Here is a 23,743-nt window from a genome sequence, read left to right as displayed (position 1 = left end):
CTTGGGGACCATGATATTTCCGATGTCCGGTTCGTGCGTTTCACCTGCCGGATCGAGGTGCCTGGCACTGGTCCGGGACCGGCCGGGTTCGCGATCTTGGGAGGCATGCAGAAAGCCCTGTTCCTCGGCCTGGCGACCGTACTGACGACCGCACTGACGACCGGGCTGCTGGTGTGCGGCCTGTCCGGCGGGGCCGCCGCCGCCTCCACCGACCTGGAGGACGTCGGAACGCTGGTCGGCCAGGTGGTGCCCGCCCAGCTCGCCGCGCACGGGATCCCCGGCGCGGCGGTCACGGTGGTGTCGGGCGGCCGGCAGATCTTCTCCCGCGGGTACGGCTACGCCGACCTGGCCGGGCGCGTTCCGGTGGACGCGGCCCGCACGGGGTTCTTCACCGCCTCGACGGCCAAGACGTTCACCGCGATCGCCGCGCTCCAGCTCGTCCAGGAGGGCAAGCTCGACCTGCGCGCCGACGTCAACACGTACCTGAGGACCTTCAAGATCGAGAACACCTTCCCCGGGCGGCCGGTCACCCTGGAGCACCTGCTGACCCATACGGCCGGCTTCGCGGACAGCGTGCTCGGCTCGTCCTGGGAGGACCCCGGCGCCGCCGAGCCCCTGGCCGAGGTCGTCAAGAACGGCCGGCCGGAGCGGGTGCGCCCGCCGGGGACCGTCCTCGCCTACGACAACTACGCCTACAACCTCGCGGGCTACCTGGTCGAGGTGGCCTCGGGCCGGCCGTTTTCCGAGTACGTGCGCTCGCGCATCCTCGGGCCGCTGGGCATGGAGGGGACGTCGTTCAAGGCGCCGCTGCCCGCCGCCCTGCTCGGCACCCTGGCCCGGGGATACAACGGGGACGTTCCGTACAAGCGCTACTACGGGTCGCCCGCCTCCGGGGCCGGGCCCGTCACCACCGCGGCCGACATGGGTCGGCTGATGATCGCGCTGCTGGGCGACGACCCCCGCCTGGGCAGGAACGTCGGCACGACCATGATGACCCGCCACTACACGCAGGACGACCGGCTCCCCGGCATGGGGTACGGCCTGGAGGAGACGTCCAGGAACGGGCGCCGGATCTTCTCCAAGGGCGGCGACATCAACGGCTTCCACCACGTCCTGGCCCTGCTGCCCGACCAGAGGACCGGCGTGTACGCCGTCTACAACGGCGAGGACTCCGCGGCCGCCGCCGCCGAGCTGGTCGACCGGATCGTCGACCGCTACTTCCCCGGCAGGCCGGAGCAGCCGCGGCCGGTGCGCGGGGACACCTCGGCGTACGCGGGGACGTACACCTCGACCCGGATCCGCGGCGACCTGCTGAGGTTCGGCGCGCTGTTCAGCAACGTGAGCGTGGAGGCGGCGGGGGACGGGACGATCACCACGACGGGCCTGTCCCGCGACCCCGCCAGACCCGTGCAGACGTGGCAGCTCGTCGGGCCGGGGCTGTTCGCCGAGCGGGGCGGACAGGAGCGCATCGCCTTCGACGGCCACGGCCTGCTCGCGGGCGGCCACCAGGAGGAGGCGGCCACGTTCGAACGCTCGGCCGCCGGCCTGCACGTGTGGCTGGTGTATGCGGGCCTGGCCGCGTTCGTGCTCGCCGGGCTCGGGATGCCGGTCGCGGCGCTCGTCCGCAGGCTCCGGGGCAGGCCCGCCCGGCACCGGGCCGCGTGGTGGCTCGCCTGGCTGACCGGCGTGCTCGTCCTGGTCTTCGCGTACGGCCTCGCCGTCACGATCGTCATCGCGCCGACCGACGCCATCTTCCTCGGGTCCCCGCTGCTCACGGCCGCCCTGATCGCCTCGTCCACGGCGTTCGTGCTCAGCGGCGGGGTCCTGGCCTGCTCGGCGGGCGCCTGGTGGAAGGGCTGGTGGGGCCCGGCCGGGCGGATCTCCTACACGGCCTTCGCGCTCGTCTCTGCGGGCTTCATGGCCGTCGCGTACGCATACCACATGGTCGGGGGTGTGTTCGGCTGATCCCCGCCCGGGACCCGGACCCGCGCTGTGGGATGCTTGGCCGCGAAACGGTGAAGGTCGTCTCGCGGTGGGGATCGAGTGTCCACGCTCATCATCCTGGTCGTGCTCCTCCTCCTGGTGATCCCCCCGGCCGCAGGACTGCCGGGCGTGCCGGCGCTGCTCTCCCTCGCTCTGCAACTGCTGTGCTCGCTCCCGCGGACCCGGCGGCTGCGGGGCTGGTGGCTGGTGGCCGGTCAGGCAGCGCTGTTCGCCTGGATGGGGCCGGTGCCGTTCGGCGGGCCGTCGGCGTTCTTCGCCGCCTCCGTCCTCCTGGTCGCCCGCGGGCCGCTGCGGTGGGTGCTCTTCGGCGGCGTGACGGCCGCCGCGGGCGCCGTGAACCTCGGCGCCGACGCCTACGTCTGGGTCAACGCGGTGGGCAACACGGCCACGCAGGGGCTGGTCGTGTTCGCCCTCACGCGGCTCAGCGACCTGCGCGACGAGCTCCACGCCACCCGGGCCGAGCTGGCCGCGCGCTCGGTGGCCGAGGAGCGCGAGCGGGCCGGCCACGACCTGGACGCGGTGCTCGGGTCCACGCTGTCCCGCGTCATCGAGCTGGCCGCCGCCGGGCGGGCCGGGGAGATCCCGCCGCTGACCCGGCGGGCCGCGCGGCAGGTCAGGCAGCGCCCCGAACCGCCGCCGATCCCGCCGCCCGGCGACCTGACCCCGCGGCTCGCGCTGCCCATCCTGACGGTGGTCTACCTGTGGGTCCCCGTCGCCGCGATCATCGTCATCGCCCGCGCGCCGGTGCCGGCCGGACTGCGGGTGGCGTACTGGGCCGCGGTCATCGCGGTGGTCGCGCTGCAGGCGTACCACGCGCTGCCACGGCCTCCCGGCGTCCGGCCGAGGCACGCCGCCTGGACGCTGCCCGCGCAACTGCTGCTCGCGTGGCTGCCGCTGCTCGAACCGGACCGTCCCTACTACCAGCTCGTCGGCTGGGCCGCCGCCGCCCTGCTGATCGTGATCCCCGCGCCGCGCCTGGCGTGGGCGCTGTACGCGGCGGTGGTGGCGAGCGTGCCCGCGGTGCTGCTGGCCCGGTCCGGCTCGGCCGCGGGCGTCCCGGCGGCCCTGGTGGAGGTGGTCGGCCTGTCGGCGATGTTCTACGGGCTGACCGCCGTGACGCGGCTGGTCTACCAGGTACGCGAGTCGCGGCTGGCGCTCGCCGGGCTGGCCGCGGCCCGGGAGCGGCGCAGGATCGACCAGGACGTCCACGACCTGATCGGGTACGGCCTGTCCGCGATCACCGTCAAGGCCGAGCTGGCCGCCCGCGACCCCGCCCGCGCCGAGGCCGAGCTGGCCGGCATCGTCACCGTGGCCCGCACCGCGCTGGCCGACCTGCGCGCCATCCCCGGGGACGGCGAACCCGGGCTCAGCCTGCGCGCCGAGCTGGCCTCGGCCCGCGAGGTCCTCGAGGCGACCGGCGCGACCGTGGAGATCGACCCCGATCCCGCATCCCTGCCCGCCGGCGTCGACGCCCTGCTCGCCGTCGTGGTCCGCGAGGCGGCCACCAACGTGCTGCGGCACAGCGAGGCCCGCCACGTGACGATCGCCCTGACCACCGGCGACGACCTCGTACGGCTGCGCATGGACAACGACGGCGTCACCGGCCGCCCCGCCGAGCCCGGCCAGGGCGTCGCCAACCTCACCGCCCGCCTCGCCGCCCGGGGCGGCCGCCTCACGACCGCCTCCCGGGATCACCGCTTCCGGCTCGACGCGACCGTGCCCGCGCGACGCTGACCCGATTGTCACATTCGCGGGGGCTACGACGTCTTGTCTGTGTAGACGCGTCTTACCGGACAGCGAGGTGAGCCCCTTGATCCCCTATACCGATCCCAACGCCTGGCGGATCGCCATGGACGCCAGCGAGGCGACGCTCTCGGCCGGTCTCGGGAGCGGCGACTTCGACGGCTCCTTCTACCTGAGCCCGGCCGGGTCGCTGGCGGGCTTCACGCTGCGGCTCTCCCTGCCCGGGGCGCCGGAGCTCCTGTGGGAGTCGGTGAGCCTGGAGGGCGGATCCGAGGTCCGCGGGAGCAGCCGGCTGCTGCTGGACGGGCGGGCGGCCCGCGCCGAGGTGTCGGGGCTCTGCGCGCGGGTGCCCGTGGGATGGACCGGGAGCTCGTACCTGAAGATCGTCCTCACGGCCAGGTTCTCGCCCCTGCGGTTGCGCTGGCCCAGGTGGCGGCTGCGGCCGGTGACGCTGCGCCTGTTCACCGAGATCCGCCCCGCCGAGTCCGGGTGACTCTGGATGCTTCGCAAATGTACGAAGCGTCACGGCACAACGGGCGATCCCGGCTAACCTGCCGTCTCATGATGTACGGCCCCCAGCAGCAGCCACCGCAGCACTTCAACGCCCCCTACCCCCCGCAGCAGCAGCCCGCCTTCGCGCCGCCTCCCGTGGTGATCGACGTCGGCGGCGACGCCAAGGTGAAGGCGCTGATCGGCGGCTCCGTCGCGGGGGCCCTCGGGCTCATGGCGGTCTTCTCGGCGCTCACCGGGCAGACGACGGGCGGCGCGGGCTCCGCGGTCGCCGTCCTGGTCCTCGGGCTGATCTTCCTGTTCATCGGGCTGCTGCCGATCATCACCTGGCGCAAGCTCAGCCGGCCGCGCAAGCTCGTCTTCGACGTTCACGGCGTGCGCTGGGACGACCCCCAAGGCCGCCCGTGGGCGGCCCCGTGGGCCGAGCTGTCCGGGGTGGGCATCTCGCGCACGCAGCAGCGCCGCGTCAAGCTGGCCGACTACATCATGCGCAAGACGATGGTCCGCCTCGACCTCTTCCCGGCCGACCCGGGCTTCCGCGCGCGCCACCCGGACATGGAGCACCTGTGGGAGTTCCACACGGTCAAGAACGGCTACCGGCTCCCGCTGGGCTCGAACCCCAAGTACATCCCGGTCATCGAGCACGCCATGCGGCAGTACCGCCCGGCCATCTACCTGGGCATCCGCGACGAGGGCTTCATGGTGGGCCTGGTCTGAGGAGATCAGCCGAAGTCCAGGAAGACGGTCTCCTCGTCGCCCTGCAGGTGGATGTCGAACCGGTAGACGCCCGTACGCTCCTCCACGGGCACCAGCGTCCGCCCGCGCTCCGGCGGCAGCGAGCCGAGGAAGGCGTCCTGGGTGAAGTAGATGCGGGTGTAGAGGTGGTGGAGCAGGCCGCGGGCGAACAGGCAGACGCTGATGTAGCCGTTGCCGGGCGGGAGCGTGCGCAGGGCCCAGCCGCCGTCGGCGTCGGTGGCCACCCGGCCGAACCCGGTGAAGTCGACCCCGCGCCGGCCCAGCAGCACGCCGGTGACCTGGTCGCGCCGGAGCGTGCCCGGCGCGCCCGCGAGGCCGCCGGACGGGTCGGCCTGCCAGAACTCCAGCAGCGCGTCGGGCACCGGCTCGCCCGCGCCGTCGTAGACGTGGCCGTGGACGGTGATCCCGCCGTCGGCGACGTCGCCGCCGCGGGGGATCGGCAGCGCGTAGCCGTAGAACGGGCCCACGGTCTGCGAGGGGGTGGGGTTCATCGGCCCTCCTCCATCCAGGTCGCGGCGGGGCCGTCCAGCACGATGTCCCACCGGTAGCCCAGCGACCACTCCGGCACGGACAGGTCGTGGTCGTAGGCGGAGACCAGCCGCTGCCGGGCCCGCTCGTCGGTGACGGAGTTGAGCACGGGGTCGTATCGGAACAGCGGGTCGTTCGGGAAGTACATCTGGGTCACCAGCCGCTGCGTGAAGGCCGTGCCGAACACCGAGAAGTGGATGTGCGCGGGCCGCCAGGCGTTGACATGGTTGCGCCACGGGTACGCGCCGGGCTTGATCGTGGTGAAGGCGTAGCGGCCCTCGTCGTCGGTCAGGCAGCGGCCCACGCCGGAGAAGTTGGGGTCGAGCGGCGCGGGATGGTCGTCACGCTGGTGGAGGTAGCGGCCCGAGGCGTTGGCCTGCCAGACCTCCACGAGCTGGCCGCGTACCGGGCGGCCGTCGCGGTCCAGGACCCGCCCCTGGACGGTGATCCGCTCGCCGAGCGGCTCGCCGGCGTGCTGCCTGGTCAGGTCCGCGTCGAACGGCGCGACGTCGGCGACGCCGAAGACCGGCCCGGCCAGCTCCGCCGCCTCCGGGTCCTTCAGCGTGACGAGCGGCTGCTTGGGGTGGCGCAGCACGCTGCTGCGGTAGGGGGCGAAGTCGCGATCGGGATGGTCGGCCTCCGCGCCTTCGCGGGCCTTGTGGACTTCGGCGATCTCGCGGTCGATGTCGGCTTGGGTGAGGGGCGGGGTCATCTGCGGCTACCTTTCCAGGACGACGGCCAGGCCCTGGCCGACGCCGATACAGAGGGACGCGAGCCCGGTGCCGGAGCCGGCGGCGGCGAGCCGGTGGGCCAGGGTGCCGGTGATGCGGGCGCCGGAGGCCCCGAGCGGGTGGCCCAGGGCGATGGCGCCGCCGTCGGGGTTGACGATGGCGGGGTCGAGGTCGGGCAGCTCGGCCAGGCAGCCGAGCACCTGCGCGGCGAACGCCTCGTTCAGCTCGGCTGAGGCCAGGTCGCCGAACCCCTTGCCCGCCCTGGCCAGGGCCCTGCGCGACGCCTCGACCGGGCCGAGCCCGAAGTAGCGGGGTTCGAGCGCACCGGCCGCGCCGGCGACGATCCTGGCCAGGGGCTCGCGGCCGCGCAGCCCCGCCTCGTCGGTCAGCAGCAGGGCGGCCGCGCCGTCGTTGAGCGGGGAGGAGTTGCCCGCGGTGACCGTGCCGCCGTCCTTTCTGAACACCGGTTTGAGCCGGGCGAGCTGGTCGGGGCCGGTGTCCTCGCGGATGCTCTCGTCCCTGGTCAGGCCGCCGATGGGGACGATCTCGCGCTCGAACGACGCCTTGGCCGCCTTCTGGTGGCTGGCCAGCGCGTAGGCGTCCTGCTCCGCCCTGGCGATGCCGTGCCGGTCGGCGATCAGCTCGGCGCCCTCGCCCAGCGGCACGGTGTGCTCGGCGGGCATCCTCGGGTTGACCAGCCGCCAGCCGAGCGTCGTGGAGACCAGCTCCTGCCCGCCGGCCGGGAACGCCCGGTCCGGCTTGGGCAGCACCCACGGCGCGCGGGTCATCGACTCCACACCGCCGGCGATCACGGTGGAGGCGTCGCCGAGGGCGATCATGCGGTACGCCTGGATGACGGCCTCCATGCCGGACCCGCACAGCCGGTTCACGGTCACGCCCGGAGTGGTCACGGGCAGGCCGGCGAGCAGCGCGGCCATGCGGGCGACGTTGCGGTTCTCCTCGCCGGCGCCGTTGGCGTTGCCGAGGATCACCTCGTCGGGGGCCGCCACGCCGTTGCGCTCGGCGACGGCCCTGACGACGTGGGCGGCCAGGTCGTCGGGGCGGATGCCGGCCAGCGCCCCGCCGTGGCGGCCGAAGGGAGTGCGGACGGCGTCCACGATGTAGACGGTGTTCATACGGCTACCTCCGCTTCCGTGCGGTCGCGCAGGTCGGCCACGCTCACCCCGGGCGCGGTCTCGACCAGCCTCAGCCCGTCCCCGGTGACGTCGAGGACGCCGAGGTCGGTGATGATCCGGTGCACGCACTCCTTCCCCGTGAGGGGCAGCGAGCACTCCTTGACGATCTTCGGCGTGCCGTCCTTGGCGGTGTGATCCATGATCACGATGACCCGGCCCGCGCCGTGGACCAGGTCCATCGCCCCGCCCATGCCCTTGACCAGCTTCCCGGGCACCATCCAGTTGGCCAGGTCGCCCCGTGCCGAGACCTGCATCGCGCCCAGCACCGCCACGTCGATGTGGCCGCCCCGGATCATCCCGAACGACAGCGAGGAGTCGAAGAACGACGCGCCCGGGAGCACGGTCACGGTCTCCTTGCCGGCGTTGATCAGGTCGGGGTCCAGCGCGTCGGGGGCGGGGTAGGGGCCGACGCCGAGGATGCCGTTCTCGGAGTGCAGGATCACGTCCACGTCGGGCGGCAGGAACGACGGGATGCGGGTGGGCAGCCCGATGCCGAGGTTGACGTAGTCGCCGTCGCGCAGCTCGGCCGCCGCCCGCGCGACCATCTCGTCCCTGGTCCAGCTCACGAGGTGGTCCTCTTCTCGATGCTCTTGTCGGTCGCCTGCTCGGGGGTCAGGACCAGGACGCGCTGGACGAACACACCGGGCAGGTGCACCTCGTCCGGCTCCAGCTCGGTCAGCTCCTCGACCTCGGCGACCGTGACCCGCCCGGCCATCGCGGCGAGGGGGTTGAAGTTGCGGGCGGCCTTGTTGAAGACCAGGTTGCCGAAGCGGTCACCCTTGGCGGCCCGCACCAGCGCGAAGTCGGTGGTGATGCTGCGCTCCAGCACGTAGGAGCGGCCGTCGAACTCGCGGACCTCCTTCGGCGGCGAGGCCACCGCGATCGACCCGTCCGGGTTGTGGCGCAAGGGCAGGCCGCCGTCGGCGATCGGCGTGCCGACCCCGGCGGGGGTGTAGAAGGCGGGGATGCCGGCGCCGCCCGCCCGCAGCCGCTCGGCCAGGCTGCCCTGCGGGGTCAGCTCCACCTCCAGCTCCCCGGCGAGGTACTGGCGGGCGAACTCCTTGTTGTCGCCGATGTAGGAGGCCGTCACGCGGGCGATGCGGCCGGCCGCCAGCAGGATGCCGAGGCCGCCGCCGTCCACCCCGCAGTTGTTCGACACCACGCCGATCCCCGTCACGCCGGTGGTGTAGAGGGCCTGGATCAGGACGTTGGGGATGCCGCTGAGCCCGAAGCCGCCGACCGCGAACGACGCGCCGTCCGACACGCCGGCCAGCGCCTCCTCCGCGGTCGCGACCACTTTGTCTCTCCGCACGACGCTCCATTCATCGGGAGTGTTCGCATAGTGAACTTTAGTTCACTATTGTGATGTCGAGTATGCGTACGTGACCGCGCCCGTGTCAAAGGAGGGCCGATGGAGCCTGCGGGGACCCTCGAACGCGGCCTGGCCGTGCTTCGGGCGCTGACGGCGGATGCCGCCGGGCGCTCGCGCCCCATGCGGGTGCGCGCCACCGACCTCGTACGCGCCACCGGCCTGGCCAGGTCCACGGTCGACCGCGTGCTGGCCACGCTGGTCCACCTCGGCTACGTCCGCGCGGAGGGGCGTGACCTGCTGCCCGCGCCGCGCCTGATGGAGCTGGGCGAGGCGTACCTCGCCTGCGGTGGCCTGCGCGACCCCCTCGCGCCGCCGGCCGAGCGGCTCGCGGCGGAGCTGGACGAGTCCGTGTCGCTGGCCGTCCCGGACGGCGACGGGGTGCGCTTCATCGGCCAGTTCACCCGCAGGCGCACCATGTCGGTGGCCTTCCGGGTCGGCGACCTGCTGCCCGCCGACCGCTGCGCGGCGGGCCTGGCCCTGCGCGACCCCGCCGCGCCGTGGGCCGAGGACGACCAGCTCATCGAGCCGGGCCTGGTCGCGGTCGCGGTGCCCGTACGCGACCCGCGGGGGGAGGCGGTCTGCGCGGTGAGCGTCGTCAGCCACACCAGCCGGCACACCGCCGCCAGCCTGCGCGACTACGCGCTGCCCCGGCTGCGCGAGACGGTCGCGGCCATGGAGGCGGCCCTGACCGAGCCGGCGCCCCGGCCCCCTCTGGCACCCGCCCCCGCGGACCCTTCTCGCGCCGCGAAGGAGGAGTTGGGCGCGGGATACCTGCAGTCGCTGGCTCGCGGCCTGGCCGTGCTGGTGGCGCTCGGCTCGGCCTGCGGCGGGCTGAGCCTGGCCGACGCCGCCAAGACCACCGGGCTCCCGCGCGCCACCGTGCGGCGATCGTTGCAGGTGCTGGCCCGGCTGGGTTACGTGGCCTGCGACGACTCCCGCTTCGCCGTGCTCCCCAAGGCGATGGAGCTGGGCTACGCCGCCCTGTCCGAGCGCACGTTCGGCGAGGTCGTCCAGCCGCACCTGGCCGACCTGGTGGCCCGCGTCCACGAGTCCGCCTCGGTCGGGGTGCTGTCGGGCGACGACGTCCTGTACGTGGCCCGCGTGCCCACCGTGAGCATCATGACCGTCAACATCACGGTCGGCACCCGCTTCCCCGCGTACGCCACCTCGATGGGCCGGGTGCTCCTGGCCGACCAGCCCGAAGAACGGGTGGCCGCCATCGCGCCCGAGCCGCTGACCCGCCACACCATCACGGCGCCCGACCGGCTGCGGGCCGCCGTCCGGCAGGCCGCCGAGGACGGCTACGCGCTGGTCGACCAGGAGCTGGAGGAGGGGGTCCGGTCCATCGCGGTGCCGGTCCGGGGCCGGGACGGGCGGGTGGTCGCGGCCGTCAACGTCGCCACCCACGCAAGCCGGGCCACCCGCGCCGACCTGCTCCGCGACGTCCTGCCCGCGCTGGCCGAGACGGCCGCCAAAATGTCCGCCGACCTGCGGCACATCCCCGTGACGCCCTGGACGACTTAGGACGTACCCGTCTGGTGACGGCGGCGGTCAGATGCCGGGCCGGGACAGGACGCCGTTCGGCCGGGAACGGATGGTCCGGCTGGGGGGTGCTGTCAGCCCCTGCCAGTGAGCGCGTTCACCGGGTTCGATGGATCGCGAAAGGTGCGGATGGCGCGCCATTGACGAAGTCGTTGTCGGCCTGCGCGAGTGTCGATGCGAGAAACAGCAAGGAGAACGGTCATGCGGCAAGTGGTGATGCACACCGCCGGAGACGTCCGCGTGGAGGAGCGCGAGGATCCGGTCGAAGAGGGCTCACCGTCCGCTGACAGGTTCGCCCTCCTGGCCGGCTGGGCAGCCACCCAGGGGTTCGGGAGCCGGCAGCGCGTGACCGCGCCTGCCACACAGGCGCGAGAGGACTGACATGGCACTGATCCTGGTAACCGGGGCATCCACCGGGCTCGGGCACGATACGGCGAACGCGCTGGCCGACGGCGGGCACGACGTGGTCATCCACGTCCGCAACCAGGCCCGTCTCACCGGCGCGGACGACACCGCCCGGTGGAAAGACGTCGTCATCGGCGATCTCGCCGAGCTGAACGAGATCCACGACGTTGCCCGGCAAGCCCGCAGGTTCGGCCGCTTCGACGCCGTCATCCACAACGCCGGCACCATGCCCTCTCCCGAAGCGAGCATCGTCAACACCGTCGCGCCGTACATGCTTGACGGTCCTGATGGACAAACCGGGCAGGGTATGGGCTGCTCCTCATGTTCGCTATGGAAACCTCAGCGTCTGCTCTGATCTCGTAGTGGCGCTCTTCGGGTTGGCGGCGACGGCCGACCCCCGGGTTGGATCATCCTGCCCGGCTGTAGGCGTAGGTGAGGCGTCTGGCGATCTGGTTGTCTCGCGACGCCGCCCGAGCCTTCAGGCCCTGGTGGCGTGACGGGTGGTGGCCGGTTCTGGCCAGGCGGGTCGGAGTGAGGCGGGCGTCATGTCGTTCATATGTTCTACCCGACATGGCCAAATGTTGGTAGTCTAACGGTCACTGACAGTAAAACTCGGAGCCGGGGCGGGGGTGCCAGCATTGCGGGCGTGCCGGTCGTCAAGCACGGCGGAGATGGCGCCCGATCGCTTCTCGTCAGCTTTTGGCCCTGCCCCGGCAACCGGGGGGCGGTGGATGAATGAGTAAGCTCACCGCGACCGCGACCTGTACCGCCTATGGCGCCATCGTGGACAAGACCGGCGAGGTCGTTGCGCAGGCGCTGCTGGTGCAGCGGGTGGCCTGGCTGACCGGCCTGGCGGGGGACCTGAGCGCCGATATCGTGGCCGCCCGGTGGAGTGCGGCGGATCTGGATGCGCTGGCCTTTGGGGTGGGGCTGGACGGGCGGGCGTTGCCGGCCAAGGGCTGGATGGCTCTGCGCAGGCTGGGCTGGAGTGTGGGCCCGGCTTCGGGCGTGCAGGTGTGTGATCGGGTGCTGCGGTGCGCCCAAGAGCAGGCGGCGCGTCTGTTGCGGCTGGCGCTGCACCGTCGCGCGGTGGTGGCGGCGATCGTGGCGGCCTGGCCGCGCGAGGCGGGCAAGCGCACCGATGCCGAATGGGCGGCGTTGCGGGCGGTGTTGCCGGGCGGGGTGGGCGCGACGGAGATCCGCAACCGCACGCGGCAGATCCGCGCCTACCGCGACGCCCACGACGGCGTACTGCCGGACGATCTGACCGAGCTGGAGGAGCCTCCCGCGTGTGCGGCGCAGATCGTGCTGGCCGCGGCCGACCGGCAACTGGCCGCTCTGGAGCGCACCGGCACCCGCAGCGCCCGCCTGCGGGTGAAGCTGCCCCTGACCGCCTGCCCCGCCTCCGCCAGGGACTGGGCCTGGCACCTGCTGCCCATCGTCCTGCCACCGACCGTGCCGCCGGAGGCGAAACTGTGCTCGCCCACTCTGCGCGTGAAGAGGGGCCGGGTGCGGGTCGATCTGCCGTTCCAGATCCCGATCGGCGTCGCGCCCGCCACCGGCCACGTGGCCGGGTGCGGCTTCGACTGGGGGCTGAATACCCTGCTCACCGGCACGATCGGACATCTGACGGGCGAGGGGCGGGTCGTCTCGGATGGGCGGCCGCTGGCCTACGACGCCAGCGGCGTGTCGGCCAAGCTGCACCGGCTGCGGGCCGAGCGCGAGCACCTGGCCGCCAAGAAGACCCACCTGGAAAGGCTGCTGGCGGGCATCACGCCCGCCGACCCGCGCTTCGCCGCACTGGCCACGGCGTATGAGGTCATCGCGGTGGAGCACGAGCGGGTGTGCGCGAAGATCCGGCATCTGAACAAGGCGCTGGCCTGGTCGGCGGCCCGCTGGGCCCTCGACCAAGCCCTCGCCGCCCGGGCGACGGTGATCTATCTGGAAGACCTGGCCACTCTGGAAGCGCGCGGGCGCCGGGGACGCGCGAACGCGCGCCTGTCGGGGCAGGTGCGCGGGCAGGTCGTGGAGGCGATCCGGCATCTGGCGGCCAAGAGCGCGATTGCCGTGGTCACCGTCCCGGCCCGCGGCACCTCCCGGTACTGCTCCCGCTGCGGCCAGGGCACCTCCATCCTCCAGCATTGCCCGGCTCCCGACCGGCTCACCGAGAAAGGCTGGGCGTGGGCGTACTGTCCGGCCTGCGGCCTGTCCTGTGGTCGAGACTGGGCAGCGGCCGAACGCATCCTCGCCCGCGGCCTGCTCGGCCAGCACGCCACCCGCACCGACCGCACCACCGGCGCCCGCAGCATCCGCACGGTGGTGGAGGGCAACGTGGCCCGCGCCCGCCGGCCCCGCAGGCCCACCCGGGCCGCCCGCCGCGCCCGTCGCACCCGAACCGACCCGCACCCCCGCCCAGAGGCTCGCAACCGGTCCAAGAACCGGCCCACCCCGAAACGACCCACCCGCACCTCAGACAAATCCATGACATCCAGCCGTGTGCCCGACCGGCGTACGGTGCCCGCCCCCGTCCCCGGCACGCCCGGGGCGGGACAGCGTCCGGCGGGCCAAGCACCCCAGGCGGCCCACCCACCAGCGGGACGCACAGGGCTTGTACGCGATCCTCACCACCGGACCGGCTTCCACCGCGTCGCGGCCACCCCCGTACTCCCCCTGGGACAGTACGCAAACGGCCCGCCACGGCCACGCCCGCCCGACTTGCCCGAAATGCTCAGGTAAATACAGAGAATCGCAGACGCTCATCTACCTCAGCAGCTCCATGCACCGAAGCGGTTCCACCGACCTGCGACGGCTGGCCACCGGCACCGCTTCCTACAGCGACAGCAAGCTGTGGGTCACCACGCTCGCGCTGGCGGTCGCGTCGCGGTGGGAGGGAACCTCGAGCCATGCGGTCGACCCCGGATGGGTCCCCACACGCATGGGCGGCGCCGGCGCACCGGATGACCTGGCAGCCGGACACCAGACACAAGTGTGGCTCGCCACTCACCATGACGTGCGCCCGGGCACCGGCGGCTACTGGCATCACCGGCAGGTGCAGACGCCACACCCCGCGTCGCAGGACGAAGATTTCCAAGATCGCCTCATTCGCGCCTTGGAGAGGCACACGGGCGTCCCGCTCGTCTGACCGCGGACCCCGCTGCACCAAGGCCGGAGCGGGTCACCTCGGGCACCCGCGTTATGGGGCGATCGGCTGACCCGCGGCCGGCTTCGGCTTGCTGATCTGTCCTTCGGCGTCGACCACGACCACCTCGACTCCCTCAGCCGAGAACGGGGCCAGCGCGTCCTCCGAGGCTCCGGCGTCGGTCACCAGCGTCCAGGGCCGGGGGAGCCGGACCCAGGCGTGGAACGGACGTCGCCCGAGCTTGGCCGCATGCGCCAGGACGTAGGTCCTATGGGAACTGCGCGCCATGAGCTCCTTGAGCCGGGTCTGCTGGAGGTCGGCCTCGCAGATCCCGCGGTCGGCGGTGACTCCGTCAGCCCCGAGAAAGACGCGGTCGAACGACATCCGCTCCAGGGCGGTCTCGGTGACGGGGCCGACGAATCCCTGGCTGAGGTGGCGCAGCCTGCCGCCGAGACACTCCACATGGAGGCCCTCGACGTCGTCGAGCTCTTTCAGCACCGTCAGGCTCGTGGTGGCGATCAGGAGCTGGGTGCTGGAGCGCAGTTCGTGAGCCAGCGCCGCGACGGTCGAGCCGGCGTCGAGCAACACGGACTCCCCGGCTCCGATCTGCTGGGCCGCCCACCGGGCGATTCCGCGCTTGGCCTCGAAGGCGTCACCGACGCGCTGGCGCAACGAGTCCTCGGGGTGCGCGACGACGGCCATCGCACCGCCGTACGTGCGGGCCAGCAGCCCCTGCGCGGTCAGCCGGGCGAGGTCACGCCGGATGGTCGAGGACGTCACGTCGAACGTCGAGGACAGCTCCTCGACGCTGGCCAGACCACTGGTCGTGGCCAGACGCACGATCTCGGCGCGCCGACGCTCAGAGTTACTGGACAACGCTCCTCCTTCTCGGCTTGTCGTTCAACGCCCCGGGGTCAGACGGCCGGGCTGGGAGACATCTGGGCGGCCTGCCGCAGCGCCTCGATCATGCTACCGACCTCGGCGAGGCCCTTTCCGGCGATGTCGAAGGCGGTTCCGTGGTCCACGGACGTGCGGATGACGGGCAGTCCCACGGTGATGTTCACGCCGGCCTCGATGCCGAGGATCTTCACCGGGCCGTGGCCCTGGTCGTGGTACATCGCCACGATGAGGTCGTAGTCTCCGCGCCCCGCGACGAAGAACGCCGTGTCGGCGGGCAGCGGTCCCTGCACGTCGATGCCGTCGGCCTTCAGGACCTCGATGGCGGGAACGATCTTCTCGGCCTCCTCCCCGTACCCGAACAGGCCGTTCTCCCCGGCGTGCGGGTTGATGCCGCACACGCCGATGCGCGGGTTGTCGATCCCGGCCCGCCGCAGCGCCTCGTGGCCGCGGCGAACGGTCCGTTCCACCAGGCCGGGTTCGATCTTCGCGATCGCGTCGATCAGCCCGATGTGCGTGGTGACGTGGATGACCCGGATCTTCGGTGAGGACAACATCATGGACACCTCGTCGATCCCGGTCAGGTGCGCGAGGAGCTCGGTGTGTCCCGGGAAGATGTGGCCGCCCGCGTGCAGGGCCTCCTTGTTCAGCGGTGCCGTGCAGATCGCCTGCACCTCCCCGGCCATCGCCAGTCCGCTGGCGACGCGTACGTAGTGGTACGCGGCCGCCCCCGCCACGGGGGAGACCTTTCCCCAGGGCAGATCCTCCGGCAGCAGCGCGAGATCGATGACGTTGACGCGTCCCGGCTCGAACACGGCATCGGCCACGGTGTCGACCGCCACGATCTCGGTGTCGATCCCGAGGATGTCGGCCGCCTGGCGCAGCCGTACGGCGTCGCCGATGACGACGGGACGGCAGAGCTCGGCGACGTGGGGGTCTTGGAGGGCGCCGACGATGACCTCCGGGCCTACGCCGGCTCCGTCACCCATGGTGACGGCGATGATCGGGGTGGCCGCGGTGCGCGGCTGTGCGCCGACGGCGGCGGTGGTGATGCTCACTTGGGGACCTTTCGCTTGGTTCTGGGGAGGGGCGGGGTCATGGGTTGCGAGGGAGCGCGCGGCCAGGGCCCTGACGATCTCGACGAGCGAGTCGGCTCCCCCGAAGCTGCCCGGGCGGGTGACCACGGAACGGCCGTCGGGCGTCCGGGAGTGGACGGCTCCCGGGTGCACCTGTCCGACCGGTGTCAGTTCCCGCACCTGAAGGGCGTCAAGGACGCGCCGGGCGGTCTCGCCGCCGGTCAGCACGAGGTCCACCGTCCGCGGGGACGCGCGCACCGCGTCCGCGACGACCTCGGCCAGCCGCCGCGCGATGTCACGAGAGGCCGCCGGCAGGACGGCGCCGCCGGAGTCGATGAAGGCCACGACCGCCCGCTCGCCGATCGGGATGCGGGGGAGGGGGTCCCGTCCGGAGGGTGCGCCGAGGAGCGCCGTCAAGGGCAGGGCCACGGGTACGGCTCCCGCCTCGACCAGTCGGCGGACCTGCTCGGCCGCGACCGGCTCGGCGCTGCCCACCACGACGAGCGGCGCCGGGCGGGCCACGTCGCCGTGCCGCGCGGTATGCGCAGGGACGGGCTCATGCTCCTCGATGGCCGTCTGCCCGATGGCCGTCTGCCCGATGGCCGTGCCGAGACTCCGCAGATGACGCCCGAGCGCGTCGGCGAGTCCGCCGGATCCGACCAGCCGCACCGACGGCACGGCCAGCGCGGCACGCAGCACGGCGTCCAGATCGGCATCCGTCTCGGCGTCGCACAGCGCGATGTGCGAGTCTTCGGCGCAGGAGGCGATCGCGTCGGAAAGGCGATCAGATCGCACGGTCGCGAGGTCCAGCACGCGGGCCGGAAGCGGCGCCAGGGCCGCCTCGACCGACGCCGGAGGGGAGACGCCGTCCACCGCCCAGGCGTTCGCACGGTGGAGGGCCACCCCGGCCAGGTAAAGCACGCCGCCGCGTACCACCCGATCCAGACCGGGCAGGGCAGGGGCGACGACGATGCCGGCCCCAGGCGCCCTGAGCGCGGCCACCTCCGCCGCGACGTTGCCGCGCAGCAGAGAGTCGATCTTCTTGAAGACCAGCCGCGGACGCCCGGCCGAGGCCAGGGCGACCGCGGAACGCACCGCCGCGGCGGCCTCGGCGGGATGCCGGTGCCGGGAGTCGGTATCGACCACCAGGATGTCGGCGGGATCGCACTCGTCCCGCACGGCCTGGTGTGTGAGAACAATCCTCGTGCGTGTTCCGCGCATAACTATTCGCGCTGCCGACTCGGCCGCGCCCGAGAGGTCGTCGGCCACGATGAGGACATCGTGCGCGGCCGTGCTTCTCCTGGGCGTCAAGGAATCCCCCGATGTGTTCGATCTATGCACCTCAAACAGGCTTTCACTATCCCTGCGAACCCTCATGCGCGATCCGCTCCGGAGTGAGGCATGCACGTCGGCGCAGCCTTCGTCTTGACTGGATGATGTCACAGCTTGCACAAAATGCGCTAGAGCTCTTGCGCGAAGCGCGCATGCGTGTAATGGTGCAGCAACGTCGTTGTGACGTGGGAAACATCCGGTCCTGGCAGGCGGCCGCTGAGAAGCGCACCGCTGAGGACGGTCCAGAAAGCGAGAAGCCCAGTGACTCATCTCGGAAGCGGCCCCCAGTACTCCCGCCGAAGTCTTCTCCGTCTCGGTGCTCTCACCGGCGCGGCCATGACGTTGAGTCCCCTCGCCGCCTGCGCGGGACCGGGGCCCGTCCCCGGCGCCGGCTCTGGTGCCGGTTCCACCGCCGGTCCTGGCCTCACGCTGGCGCTCAACCGCTCGCTCGTGTCGCTGGACAACAAGCTCAACCAGTTCGATGCCGCCGTCAGCGTCCAGCGCGGCGTCCGCCAGGCGCTGACCTTCATCGATCCGAAGCTCACCGTGCAGCACGTCCTGGCCGAGAGGTTCGAGCTGACGGCTCCCACCGAGTGGACGGTCAAGCTGCGGGACGGCGTCCGCTACTCCGACGGCAGCCCGGTCAAGGTCGAAGACGTCTCAACGGCCCTGCAGATGTACCAGAAGGTCCCCGGATCGTTCCTGGCCGGCCTGTTCCCCGAATGGCCGACGGTCACCCCCGTCGACGCGAGCACCTTCAAGCTCGTGACCGAGAACCCGGTGCCGACCCTCGACTACCTGATGGCGAACATCCTGATCACCCCCGCCGCCGCGAACAAGGCGGAGGAACTCCAGGGCGGCATCGGCTCGGGCCCCTACGTCGTCACCTCCGCGAACCGGGGCACCGGCGAGTACACGCTGCAGGTCAACGACAAGTACTGGGGCCCCGCGCCCGGGATCAAGACCGTACAGGTCAGGTTCCTCCCAGAGGAGGCCAACCGCGTCGTCGCCCTGCGCAGCGGCGAGGTCGACGTGATCGACGCGATCTCCCCCGATGCGATCAGCCAGCTCTCCGGTCTCGGCGACGTGGAGATCCAGCAGGTGCCGAGCACCCGCATCACGCAGCTCTTCTACAACTTCCGCAAGCCCTCCGGGCACCCCCTCGCCGACGCGCGCGTGCGCGAGGCGCTCAGCTACGCCATCAACGGCCCCTCCCTGATCAAGGACGTCTTCGCCGATTCGGTGACCCAGGCCCGGGGCGTGGTGGCCGACACCCTGACCGGGGCGGTGCAGACCGGCGAGTACGTCTACGACCCGCAGAAGGCCAAGCAGATGCTCGAGGCCGCCGGGGTGAAGGATCTCAAGATCAAGATCATCTGGGAGACCGGGGAGTTCGCCAACGACACGAGCGTCATGGAGGCCGTGGTGGAGATGCTCAAGGCGGTCGGCGTGCAGGCCGAACTCCAGCAGTTCCAGCCGGGCGGCGACATCTCCAAGTGGCGGCAGGGCCGGGGCGGCGACTGGGACGTCCTCGGCAACGGCTACCCCGGCCCGACCGGGCTGGCGCTGACTCCGCTGCAGGGCATGTTCGCCGGCACGAAGGAGAAGGAGGCCACCCGGGACACCTACCACGGCTACGTGTTCCCCAAGATCACCGAAATGCTCCAGAAGGCCTCCCGGGAAACCGACAAGACGGCCCGGGACGCCCTGCTCGCCACCGCCCAGAAGGAGATCTGGAACACCTGGCCCTGCATGTGGGCCTTCGTCCCCAAGACCGTCATCGCCCGGCGCAAGCGCGTGCAGAACGTACTGCTCAGTCCCACCAACTCCTACGACCTGGCATCTGTCCGGCTGAATGGATGACTCGTGGTCCGATATGTCGCCCAACGTGTCGGGCAGAGCCTGCTGGCGATCTTCCTGACCGTCTCCACAGTCTTCGTCCTCGTACGGCTGGCGCCAGGGGATCCGGCCGCCGCCTACGCCAGCCCCCTGGCCACCACGGCGGAGCTCGAACGCATCCGCGTCCAGTTCGGCCTGGACAAACCGCTGATACAGCAGTACGGAATCTTCGTTCGTGACCTGTTCAGCGGCAACCTCGGCACGTCCTTCTCCTTCCAGGCCCCCGCCCTGGACGTCGTCCTCAGCCGGATGCCGTACACCGTCATGCTCGCGGTGTCCTCCATCCTGTTCGCCGCGGTCGTGGCCATCCCGCTCGGCGTCTGGATGGCGCGGCACGCCGACACCGCCCGCGAGCTGGGGGCCAACGTGGCCATGATCGCCGGCCAGTCGATGCCGGAGTTCTGGAGCGGCATCATGCTCCTGACCATCTTCGCGGTGCTCGTCCCCGTGCTGCCGGCATCCGGTTTCACCAGCTGGGGCGGCCTGGTGCTGCCGACCGTGACGGTCGGCATCCTGCAGATCGCGCTGATCTCCCGCTTGGTGCGCCGGGAGATGGGGACCGGCTTCGCGGCTCCCTACCTGACGATCGCCCGCTCCCGCGGCATCTCCGAGCGCGGCCTGACCTGGCGCTACGCCATGGGCAACTCGGCCGTCCCGGTGGTGACCGCGCTCGGCACCCGGTTCGCCGCCATGCTCAACGGCGTGGTGGTGGTCGAGGTCGTCTTCGCCTGGCCGGGTGTCGGATCGCTCGTCGTGCGCGCGCTGGAAACCAGGGACTATCCGCTGATCCAGGCGACCGTCCTGGTCACGGCCATCCTGACGGTGGCCGTCCAACTCCTCATCGATCTGGCCTACCCGCTGCTCGACCCGCGGGTACGACTCGGGAAGGCGGTGGCCTCATGACCGCCATGGAGGCCGGCCCCGCCGACGGCTTCAGGGGCCGGGACGTCCCGGAGCCCCCCGCGCGGCCCAGCGCGGTGACCGCCAAGGATCTCGCGCGATCCGCGGCGGTCCGCCGCCGCAAGGGCGCGCGGCTGAAGCTGTGGATCGGCTCGGTGTGCGTGGCCCTGGTCGTCGTGCCCGTCGTCCTGGCCAACGTGCTGCCGATCCCCGGGCCGGACGAGCAGAGCCTAGGCCTGCGCCGCCTGCCACCGCTGACCGGCGGGCACCTGTTCGGAACCGACCAGCTCGGCAGGGACCTTCTCTCCCGGGTCCTGCACGGAGGCCAGGTCTCGCTCACCGTCGGGGTGCTGGCCATCGTCGTGTCCGGCATCATCGGCCTCATCGCCGGCGCCGCGGCCGGATTCTTCGGCGGCTGGGTCGACACCGTGGTCTCCCGCCTGCTGGAAGCCCAGCTCTCGCTGCCTCTGCTGTTGATGCTGCTGCTGGTCGTCGCGCTCTTCGGCCCCTCCATCCCGGTCATCACCTTCGTGATCGCGATCGCGCAGTGGCCGGAGGTGGCCCGCCTGACCCGTTCCCTGGTGCTCGTCGAGCGGGAGAAACCCTATGTGGCCGCGGCCAGGGTGCTCGGCCTGCGCCGCGTCACCACCCTGCTCCGGCACGTGCTGCCCAACGTCGTCAAGCAGGCCACACTCGTGATCCTGCTGCTGCTGGCCCAGGCCGTGCTGCTGGAGAGCGCGCTGAGCTACCTGGGCGCCGGTCCGCAGCGCCCGTTCGCCACCTGGGGCCGCATCATCTCCGACGGCCAGGACTACATCACGACGTCGTGGTGGCTGGTCACGCTGCCCGGACTGGTCATCGTGCTGCTCGTCGTCGGCGTCAACCTGCTCGGAGACGGGCTTCGGGACCGCGTACGCAGGCGGAAAGGGAAGGTGAGCCGGGCATGACAGCCGAGTTCGACGAGGCTGATCGTCCCCTGCTGGAGGTCGAGGACCTGCAGATCGAGCTGATCACCGAAGCCGGTATCGTCCGCGCGGTCGACGGCGTCAGCTTCCTCATCCGCCAGGGCGAAACCGTGACGATCATCGGTGAGTCCGGATCCGGCAAGTCCACCACGGCCATGGGCATCCTGCGGCTGCTCCCGCCGGAGCTGGCGGTCCTGTCCGGCAGAGCCCGCTTCCAGGGCGTCGACGTCATCGCCGACCCGCGCGCGGTGCGCAAGGTACGCGGGCGTACCGTCTCCCTCATCCCGCAGGATCCGATGACGGCGCTCAGCCCCGTCCACACCATCGGGCAGCAGCTCCGTGAGGCCGTTCGGCTGCGGCACCGCGGCCTGTCCAAGTCGGAGACCATCGCGCGATCCGTCGACCTGCTGGCCAAGATGCACATCCCCGATCCGGAGTCCCAGCTCCGCAAATATCCGCATCAGCTGTCAGGCGGCATGCTGCAGCGCGTGCTCATCGCGCTCGCGCTCGCCGGGTCGCCCGTGCTGCTCGTCGCCGACGAACCGACCTCCGCCCTGGACGTCACCGTCCAGGCAGGCATCCTCGACCTGCTGCTCGAAGTACAGGAGAACACCGGCATCGGCATCCTCATGATCACTCACGACATCGGCGTGGCCCGGCTCGTCTCCGACCGCATCCATGTCATGAAGGACGGGCGATTCGTCGAGTCCGGCGAGGCCGAACAGATCGTCGACGCGCCGGGCAACCCGTACACCAGGAAATTGCTGACGGCGGTCCCGCGGCTCGGCCCGTGGGACGAGGACGGTGAGTCCCCGGAGGCGCCCCTCGACGACGGGTCGCCCGCCGACCCGGTGGCACTGGGAGAATCCCGATGACCGATGACGCGTTCCTCGAGGTCGACGGCCTCGTCGTGGACTATCCCGTCGCGCACGGCTTGTTCCGCGCGGTCGACGACGTCAGCTTCACCGTCCGGCAGGGCGGCACCCTGGCCATCGTGGGGGAGTCGGGCTGCGGCAAGTCCACGATCGCCCGGTCGATCGTACGGCTGGTCAAGCCCACCGCGGGCCGCATCGTGGTGGGCGGCACCGACATCGCGGGGCTGAGCGAGAAACAGCTGCGCCCGATGCGCAGCCGGGTGCAAATGATCTTCCAGGACCCGTACGGATCGCTCGACCCGCACCTGTCGGCGGAGGAGATCGTCGCGGAACCGCTGCGGGTGCGCGGAATGCGCGACAGACGCGCACGGGCCAAGGAGGCGGCCAGGCTCATCGACCAGGTGGGCCTGCCCGCCACGGCCCTCGAGCGCCGCCCGCCGGAGTTCTCCGGCGGCCAGCGCCAGCGCATCGGCATCGCCAGAGCCCTGGCTTCCCAACCCGATCTGCTGGTCTGCGACGAGGCGACGAGCGCTCTGGACGTGTCCGTCCAGGCGCAGGTCATCGCCCTGCTGATGAGGATCCAGGCCGAGACCGGTCTCACCTATGTCGTGATCTCCCACAACCTCGGTGTGGTCAGGGAGATCAGCGAGGACATCATCGTCATGAGCAAAGGGCGCCTGGTCGAGTCCGGCCCGACCCGGAAGGTGCTGGCCGCGCCGGCCCACCCCTACACCCGCGCCCTCCGCAGGGCCGCGCTGGACCCGTCCGCCATACGCGGGCGCAAGCCGCGCGATCTGGTGCGGGCCCCGTCCGCCCAGCAGTCCACCAAGCAGTCCCCCGGGACACCCGTTCAGCAAGGAACCGACCGATGACACCTTCTGTACCGGCGGCGACACCGGCAGCGACACCGTCCGGGGCGCGCATCGGGCTGTCCAGGCTGGTGCTGGGCACCATGACGTTCGGCGACACGGCCGACGCGAAAGAGGCCGCGCGCATGCTGGACGCGGCGCTCGACGCCGGCATCACCGGGGTGGACACCGCGAACGTCTACGCGGGCGGCGCGACCGAGTCCATCCTGGGACCGCTGCTCGCCACCCGGCGCGACCGGGTCGTCCTCGCCACCAAGGCCGGCATGCCCCATCCGGACGCGGGCGATGACGCGCCGTTGTCCGCCAAGGCGTTGCGGGCGAGCCTCGAAGGCAGCCTGCGCCGCCTGCGGGTCGACCACGTCGACCTGTTCTACCTGCACCAGCCCGACCGCCGCACGCCGCCGGCCGAGACGCTCGGCGCCGTCGCCGAGTTCGTCGCCGAGGGCAAGATCGGCGCGCTCGGCGTCTCCAACTACGCGGCCTGGCAGATCGCCGAGCTCAACCACACCGCCGACGCCGTCGGCGCGCCGCGCCCGGTCGTCGCCCAGCAGCTCTACAACCTCCTGGCCCGCAGGGTGGAGGAGGAATACCTGGAGTTCGCGCAGAGCACCGGCCTGACGACCATGGTCTACAACCCGCTCGGCGGGGGCCTGCTCACCGGCCGGCACACCTTCGAGCAGGACCCTTCCGCCGGCCGCTTCGGCGACTCCAAGCTCGCCCCCATGTACCGGCAGCGGTACTGGAACCCGGCGCTGTTCGAGGCCGTCACCGCCCTCGGTGAGATCGCCGCGCAGTCGGGCACCCCCCTCGTCGAGTTGTCTCTGCGGTGGCTGCTCCATCGCGACGGCGTGGGGGCCCTCCTGCTCGGCGGTTCCAAGGTCGAACACCTCCGCGCGAACATCGCGACCGCCGCGGCGGGACCCCTTCCCGAGGACGTCGTGGCAGCCTGTGACCGCGTGGGCGCGGCGCTGCGCGGCCCCATGCCCGCCTACAACCGATGAGAG

General features: G+C 71.8%; 22 protein-coding genes. 15 read left to right on the top strand and 7 right to left on the bottom strand.

The genetic code is table 11. From position 1 onward, the window contains the following. Positions 1-105 precede the first annotated feature (105 nt). From ACWDRB_RS09420 to ACWDRB_RS09405, 4 genes are all read left to right on the top strand, one after another. Entirely contained in the window at positions 106-1,965 is a 1,860-nt protein-coding gene (locus ACWDRB_RS09420; RefSeq protein ID WP_449892621.1) for a serine hydrolase domain-containing protein, read from the top strand. A gap of 78 nt (positions 1,966-2,043) precedes the next feature. Beyond that, positions 2,044-3,738, top strand: a complete 1,695-nt coding sequence (locus ACWDRB_RS09415; RefSeq protein WP_449892619.1) for a sensor histidine kinase — start codon at positions 2,044-2,046, stop codon at positions 3,736-3,738. 76 nt (positions 3,739-3,814) lie between these two features. Then, positions 3,815-4,240: a hypothetical protein gene (locus tag ACWDRB_RS09410; RefSeq protein ID WP_449892618.1), complete on the top strand. Its 426-nt coding sequence runs from the start codon at positions 3,815-3,817 to the stop codon at positions 4,238-4,240. Positions 4,241-4,308: 68 nt separating this feature from the next. Then, entirely contained in the window at positions 4,309-4,974 is a 666-nt protein-coding gene (locus tag ACWDRB_RS09405; RefSeq protein ID WP_449892617.1) for a hypothetical protein, read from the top strand. 5 nt (positions 4,975-4,979) lie between these two features. Here the strand turns inward: ACWDRB_RS09405 and pcaG are convergent, their stop codons facing one another. The 5 genes from pcaG to ACWDRB_RS09380 are packed head-to-tail and all read right to left on the bottom strand — an operon-like array spanning position 4,980 to position 8,780. After that, positions 4,980-5,504 carry a protocatechuate 3,4-dioxygenase subunit alpha gene (gene pcaG, locus ACWDRB_RS09400; RefSeq protein WP_449892616.1) on the bottom strand — a complete coding sequence of 175 codons (525 nt, stop codon included), beginning with the start codon at positions 5,502-5,504 and terminating at the stop codon, positions 4,980-4,982. Beyond that, positions 5,501-6,253: a protocatechuate 3,4-dioxygenase subunit beta gene (pcaH, locus tag ACWDRB_RS09395; RefSeq protein ID WP_449892615.1), complete on the bottom strand. Its 753-nt coding sequence runs from the start codon at positions 6,251-6,253 to the stop codon at positions 5,501-5,503. The genes pcaG and pcaH overlap by 4 nt, the downstream gene beginning before the upstream one ends. Positions 6,254-6,259: 6 nt before the next feature. Continuing rightward, positions 6,260-7,408 (bottom strand): thiolase family protein, encoded by a 1,149-nt coding sequence (locus ACWDRB_RS09390; protein ID WP_449892614.1) that lies wholly within the window; start codon positions 7,406-7,408, stop codon positions 6,260-6,262. Next, the gene (locus tag ACWDRB_RS09385; protein ID WP_364249171.1) at positions 7,405-8,034 is read right to left on the bottom strand and encodes a CoA transferase subunit B; all 630 of its coding nucleotides are present in this window, start codon (positions 8,032-8,034) and stop codon (positions 7,405-7,407) included. The genes ACWDRB_RS09390 and ACWDRB_RS09385 overlap by 4 nt, the downstream gene beginning before the upstream one ends. Next, on the bottom strand, positions 8,031-8,780 hold the full coding sequence (locus ACWDRB_RS09380) for a CoA transferase subunit A (RefSeq protein ID WP_350727671.1): 750 nt from the start codon (positions 8,778-8,780) through the stop codon (positions 8,031-8,033). Before ACWDRB_RS09380 ends, ACWDRB_RS09385 begins: the two co-directional genes overlap by 4 nt. Before the next feature lie 99 nt (positions 8,781-8,879). Here ACWDRB_RS09380 and ACWDRB_RS09375 point away from each other — a divergent pair, with 99 nt between their 5' ends. From ACWDRB_RS09375 to ACWDRB_RS09355, 5 genes are all read left to right on the top strand, one after another. Then, complete coding sequence (locus ACWDRB_RS09375) at positions 8,880-10,364, top strand: IclR family transcriptional regulator domain-containing protein (protein WP_449892613.1); 1,485 nt, start codon at positions 8,880-8,882, stop codon at positions 10,362-10,364. A gap of 219 nt (positions 10,365-10,583) precedes the next feature. Then, positions 10,584-10,763, top strand: coding sequence for a hypothetical protein (locus ACWDRB_RS09370; protein ID WP_449892612.1), 180 nt, complete (start codon positions 10,584-10,586; stop codon positions 10,761-10,763). 1 nt (position 10,764) lies between these two features. Further along, positions 10,765-11,142, top strand: a complete 378-nt coding sequence (locus ACWDRB_RS09365; protein ID WP_449892611.1) for an SDR family NAD(P)-dependent oxidoreductase — start codon at positions 10,765-10,767, stop codon at positions 11,140-11,142. 380 nt (positions 11,143-11,522) lie between these two features. Continuing rightward, positions 11,523-13,523: a zinc ribbon domain-containing protein gene (locus ACWDRB_RS09360; RefSeq protein ID WP_449892610.1), complete on the top strand. Its 2,001-nt coding sequence runs from the start codon at positions 11,523-11,525 to the stop codon at positions 13,521-13,523. A 40-nt stretch (positions 13,524-13,563) separates the two neighbouring features. Continuing rightward, on the top strand, positions 13,564-13,929 hold the full coding sequence (locus ACWDRB_RS09355) for a hypothetical protein (RefSeq protein ID WP_449892609.1): 366 nt from the start codon (positions 13,564-13,566) through the stop codon (positions 13,927-13,929). Positions 13,930-13,980: 51 nt separating this feature from the next. Here ACWDRB_RS09355 and ACWDRB_RS09350 read toward each other — a convergent pair whose 3' ends face one another. Both ACWDRB_RS09350 and pdxA read right to left on the bottom strand, forming a co-directional pair. Continuing rightward, on the bottom strand, positions 13,981-14,802 hold the full coding sequence (locus ACWDRB_RS09350) for a DeoR/GlpR family DNA-binding transcription regulator (RefSeq protein WP_350727678.1): 822 nt from the start codon (positions 14,800-14,802) through the stop codon (positions 13,981-13,983). Between the two features lie 38 nt (positions 14,803-14,840). Beyond that, positions 14,841-17,276 (bottom strand): 4-hydroxythreonine-4-phosphate dehydrogenase PdxA, encoded by a 2,436-nt coding sequence (gene pdxA, locus ACWDRB_RS09345; RefSeq protein WP_449892608.1) that lies wholly within the window; start codon positions 17,274-17,276, stop codon positions 14,841-14,843. Positions 17,277-17,567: 291 nt separating this feature from the next. On the opposite strand from pdxA, the gene ACWDRB_RS09340 reads away from it, so the two are divergent. The 6 genes from ACWDRB_RS09340 to ACWDRB_RS09315 are packed head-to-tail and all read left to right on the top strand — an operon-like array spanning position 17,568 to position 23,740. Next, on the top strand, positions 17,568-19,094 hold the full coding sequence (locus tag ACWDRB_RS09340; RefSeq protein WP_350727680.1) for an ABC transporter substrate-binding protein: 1,527 nt from the start codon (positions 17,568-17,570) through the stop codon (positions 19,092-19,094). A 3-nt stretch (positions 19,095-19,097) separates the two neighbouring features. Next, positions 19,098-20,033 carry an ABC transporter permease gene (locus ACWDRB_RS09335; protein WP_363974798.1) on the top strand — a complete coding sequence of 312 codons (936 nt, stop codon included), beginning with the start codon at positions 19,098-19,100 and terminating at the stop codon, positions 20,031-20,033. Then, positions 20,030-20,977, top strand: a complete 948-nt coding sequence (locus tag ACWDRB_RS09330; RefSeq protein WP_449892607.1) for an ABC transporter permease — start codon at positions 20,030-20,032, stop codon at positions 20,975-20,977. The genes ACWDRB_RS09335 and ACWDRB_RS09330 overlap by 4 nt, the downstream gene beginning before the upstream one ends. Beyond that, entirely contained in the window at positions 20,974-21,870 is an 897-nt protein-coding gene (locus tag ACWDRB_RS09325; RefSeq protein WP_449892606.1) for an ABC transporter ATP-binding protein, read from the top strand. Before ACWDRB_RS09330 ends, ACWDRB_RS09325 begins: the two co-directional genes overlap by 4 nt. Further along, the gene (locus ACWDRB_RS09320; RefSeq protein ID WP_449892605.1) at positions 21,867-22,742 is read left to right on the top strand and encodes an ATP-binding cassette domain-containing protein; all 876 of its coding nucleotides are present in this window, start codon (positions 21,867-21,869) and stop codon (positions 22,740-22,742) included. The genes ACWDRB_RS09325 and ACWDRB_RS09320 overlap by 4 nt, the downstream gene beginning before the upstream one ends. Further along, positions 22,739-23,740 (top strand): aldo/keto reductase, encoded by a 1,002-nt coding sequence (locus ACWDRB_RS09315; protein WP_449892604.1) that lies wholly within the window; start codon positions 22,739-22,741, stop codon positions 23,738-23,740. The genes ACWDRB_RS09320 and ACWDRB_RS09315 overlap by 4 nt, the downstream gene beginning before the upstream one ends. The last annotated feature ends 3 nt before the right edge of the window (positions 23,741-23,743 follow it).

It is taken from the genome of Nonomuraea sp. NPDC003707 (assembly GCF_053587055.1).
The sequence above is the reverse complement of the archived record's forward strand: the minus strand, read 5'-3'. Positions and strand labels throughout refer to the sequence as shown.

What these genes read in the sequence shown, in the direction of transcription:
- ACWDRB_RS09320 (WP_449892605.1), top strand. Translation starts at nt 21,867, where the DNA reads ATGACCGATGACGCGTTCCTCGAGGTCGACGGCCTCGTCGTGGACTAT.
- ACWDRB_RS09420 (WP_449892621.1), top strand. Translation starts at nt 106, where the DNA reads ATGCAGAAAGCCCTGTTCCTCGGCCTGGCGACCGTACTGACGACCGCA.
- ACWDRB_RS09315 (WP_449892604.1), top strand. Translation starts at nt 22,739, where the DNA reads ATGACACCTTCTGTACCGGCGGCGACACCGGCAGCGACACCGTCCGGG.
- ACWDRB_RS09375 (WP_449892613.1), top strand. Translation starts at nt 8,880, where the DNA reads ATGGAGCCTGCGGGGACCCTCGAACGCGGCCTGGCCGTGCTTCGGGCG.
- ACWDRB_RS09330 (WP_449892607.1), top strand. Translation starts at nt 20,030, where the DNA reads ATGACCGCCATGGAGGCCGGCCCCGCCGACGGCTTCAGGGGCCGGGAC.
- ACWDRB_RS09340 (WP_350727680.1), top strand. Translation starts at nt 17,568, where the DNA reads ATGACGTTGAGTCCCCTCGCCGCCTGCGCGGGACCGGGGCCCGTCCCC.
- ACWDRB_RS09355 (WP_449892609.1), top strand. Translation starts at nt 13,564, where the DNA reads ATGCACCGAAGCGGTTCCACCGACCTGCGACGGCTGGCCACCGGCACC.
- ACWDRB_RS09365 (WP_449892611.1), top strand. Translation starts at nt 10,765, where the DNA reads ATGGCACTGATCCTGGTAACCGGGGCATCCACCGGGCTCGGGCACGAT.
- pcaG (WP_449892616.1), bottom strand. Translation starts at nt 5,504, where the DNA reads ATGAACCCCACCCCCTCGCAGACCGTGGGCCCGTTCTACGGCTACGCG.
- ACWDRB_RS09360 (WP_449892610.1), top strand. Translation starts at nt 11,523, where the DNA reads ATGAGTAAGCTCACCGCGACCGCGACCTGTACCGCCTATGGCGCCATC.
- ACWDRB_RS09325 (WP_449892606.1), top strand. Translation starts at nt 20,974, where the DNA reads ATGACAGCCGAGTTCGACGAGGCTGATCGTCCCCTGCTGGAGGTCGAG.
- ACWDRB_RS09405 (WP_449892617.1), top strand. Translation starts at nt 4,309, where the DNA reads ATGATGTACGGCCCCCAGCAGCAGCCACCGCAGCACTTCAACGCCCCC.
- ACWDRB_RS09370 (WP_449892612.1), top strand. Translation starts at nt 10,584, where the DNA reads ATGCGGCAAGTGGTGATGCACACCGCCGGAGACGTCCGCGTGGAGGAG.
- pdxA (WP_449892608.1), bottom strand. Translation starts at nt 17,276, where the DNA reads ATGAGGGTTCGCAGGGATAGTGAAAGCCTGTTTGAGGTGCATAGATCG.
- pcaH (WP_449892615.1), bottom strand. Translation starts at nt 6,253, where the DNA reads ATGACCCCGCCCCTCACCCAAGCCGACATCGACCGCGAGATCGCCGAA.
- ACWDRB_RS09390 (WP_449892614.1), bottom strand. Translation starts at nt 7,408, where the DNA reads ATGAACACCGTCTACATCGTGGACGCCGTCCGCACTCCCTTCGGCCGC.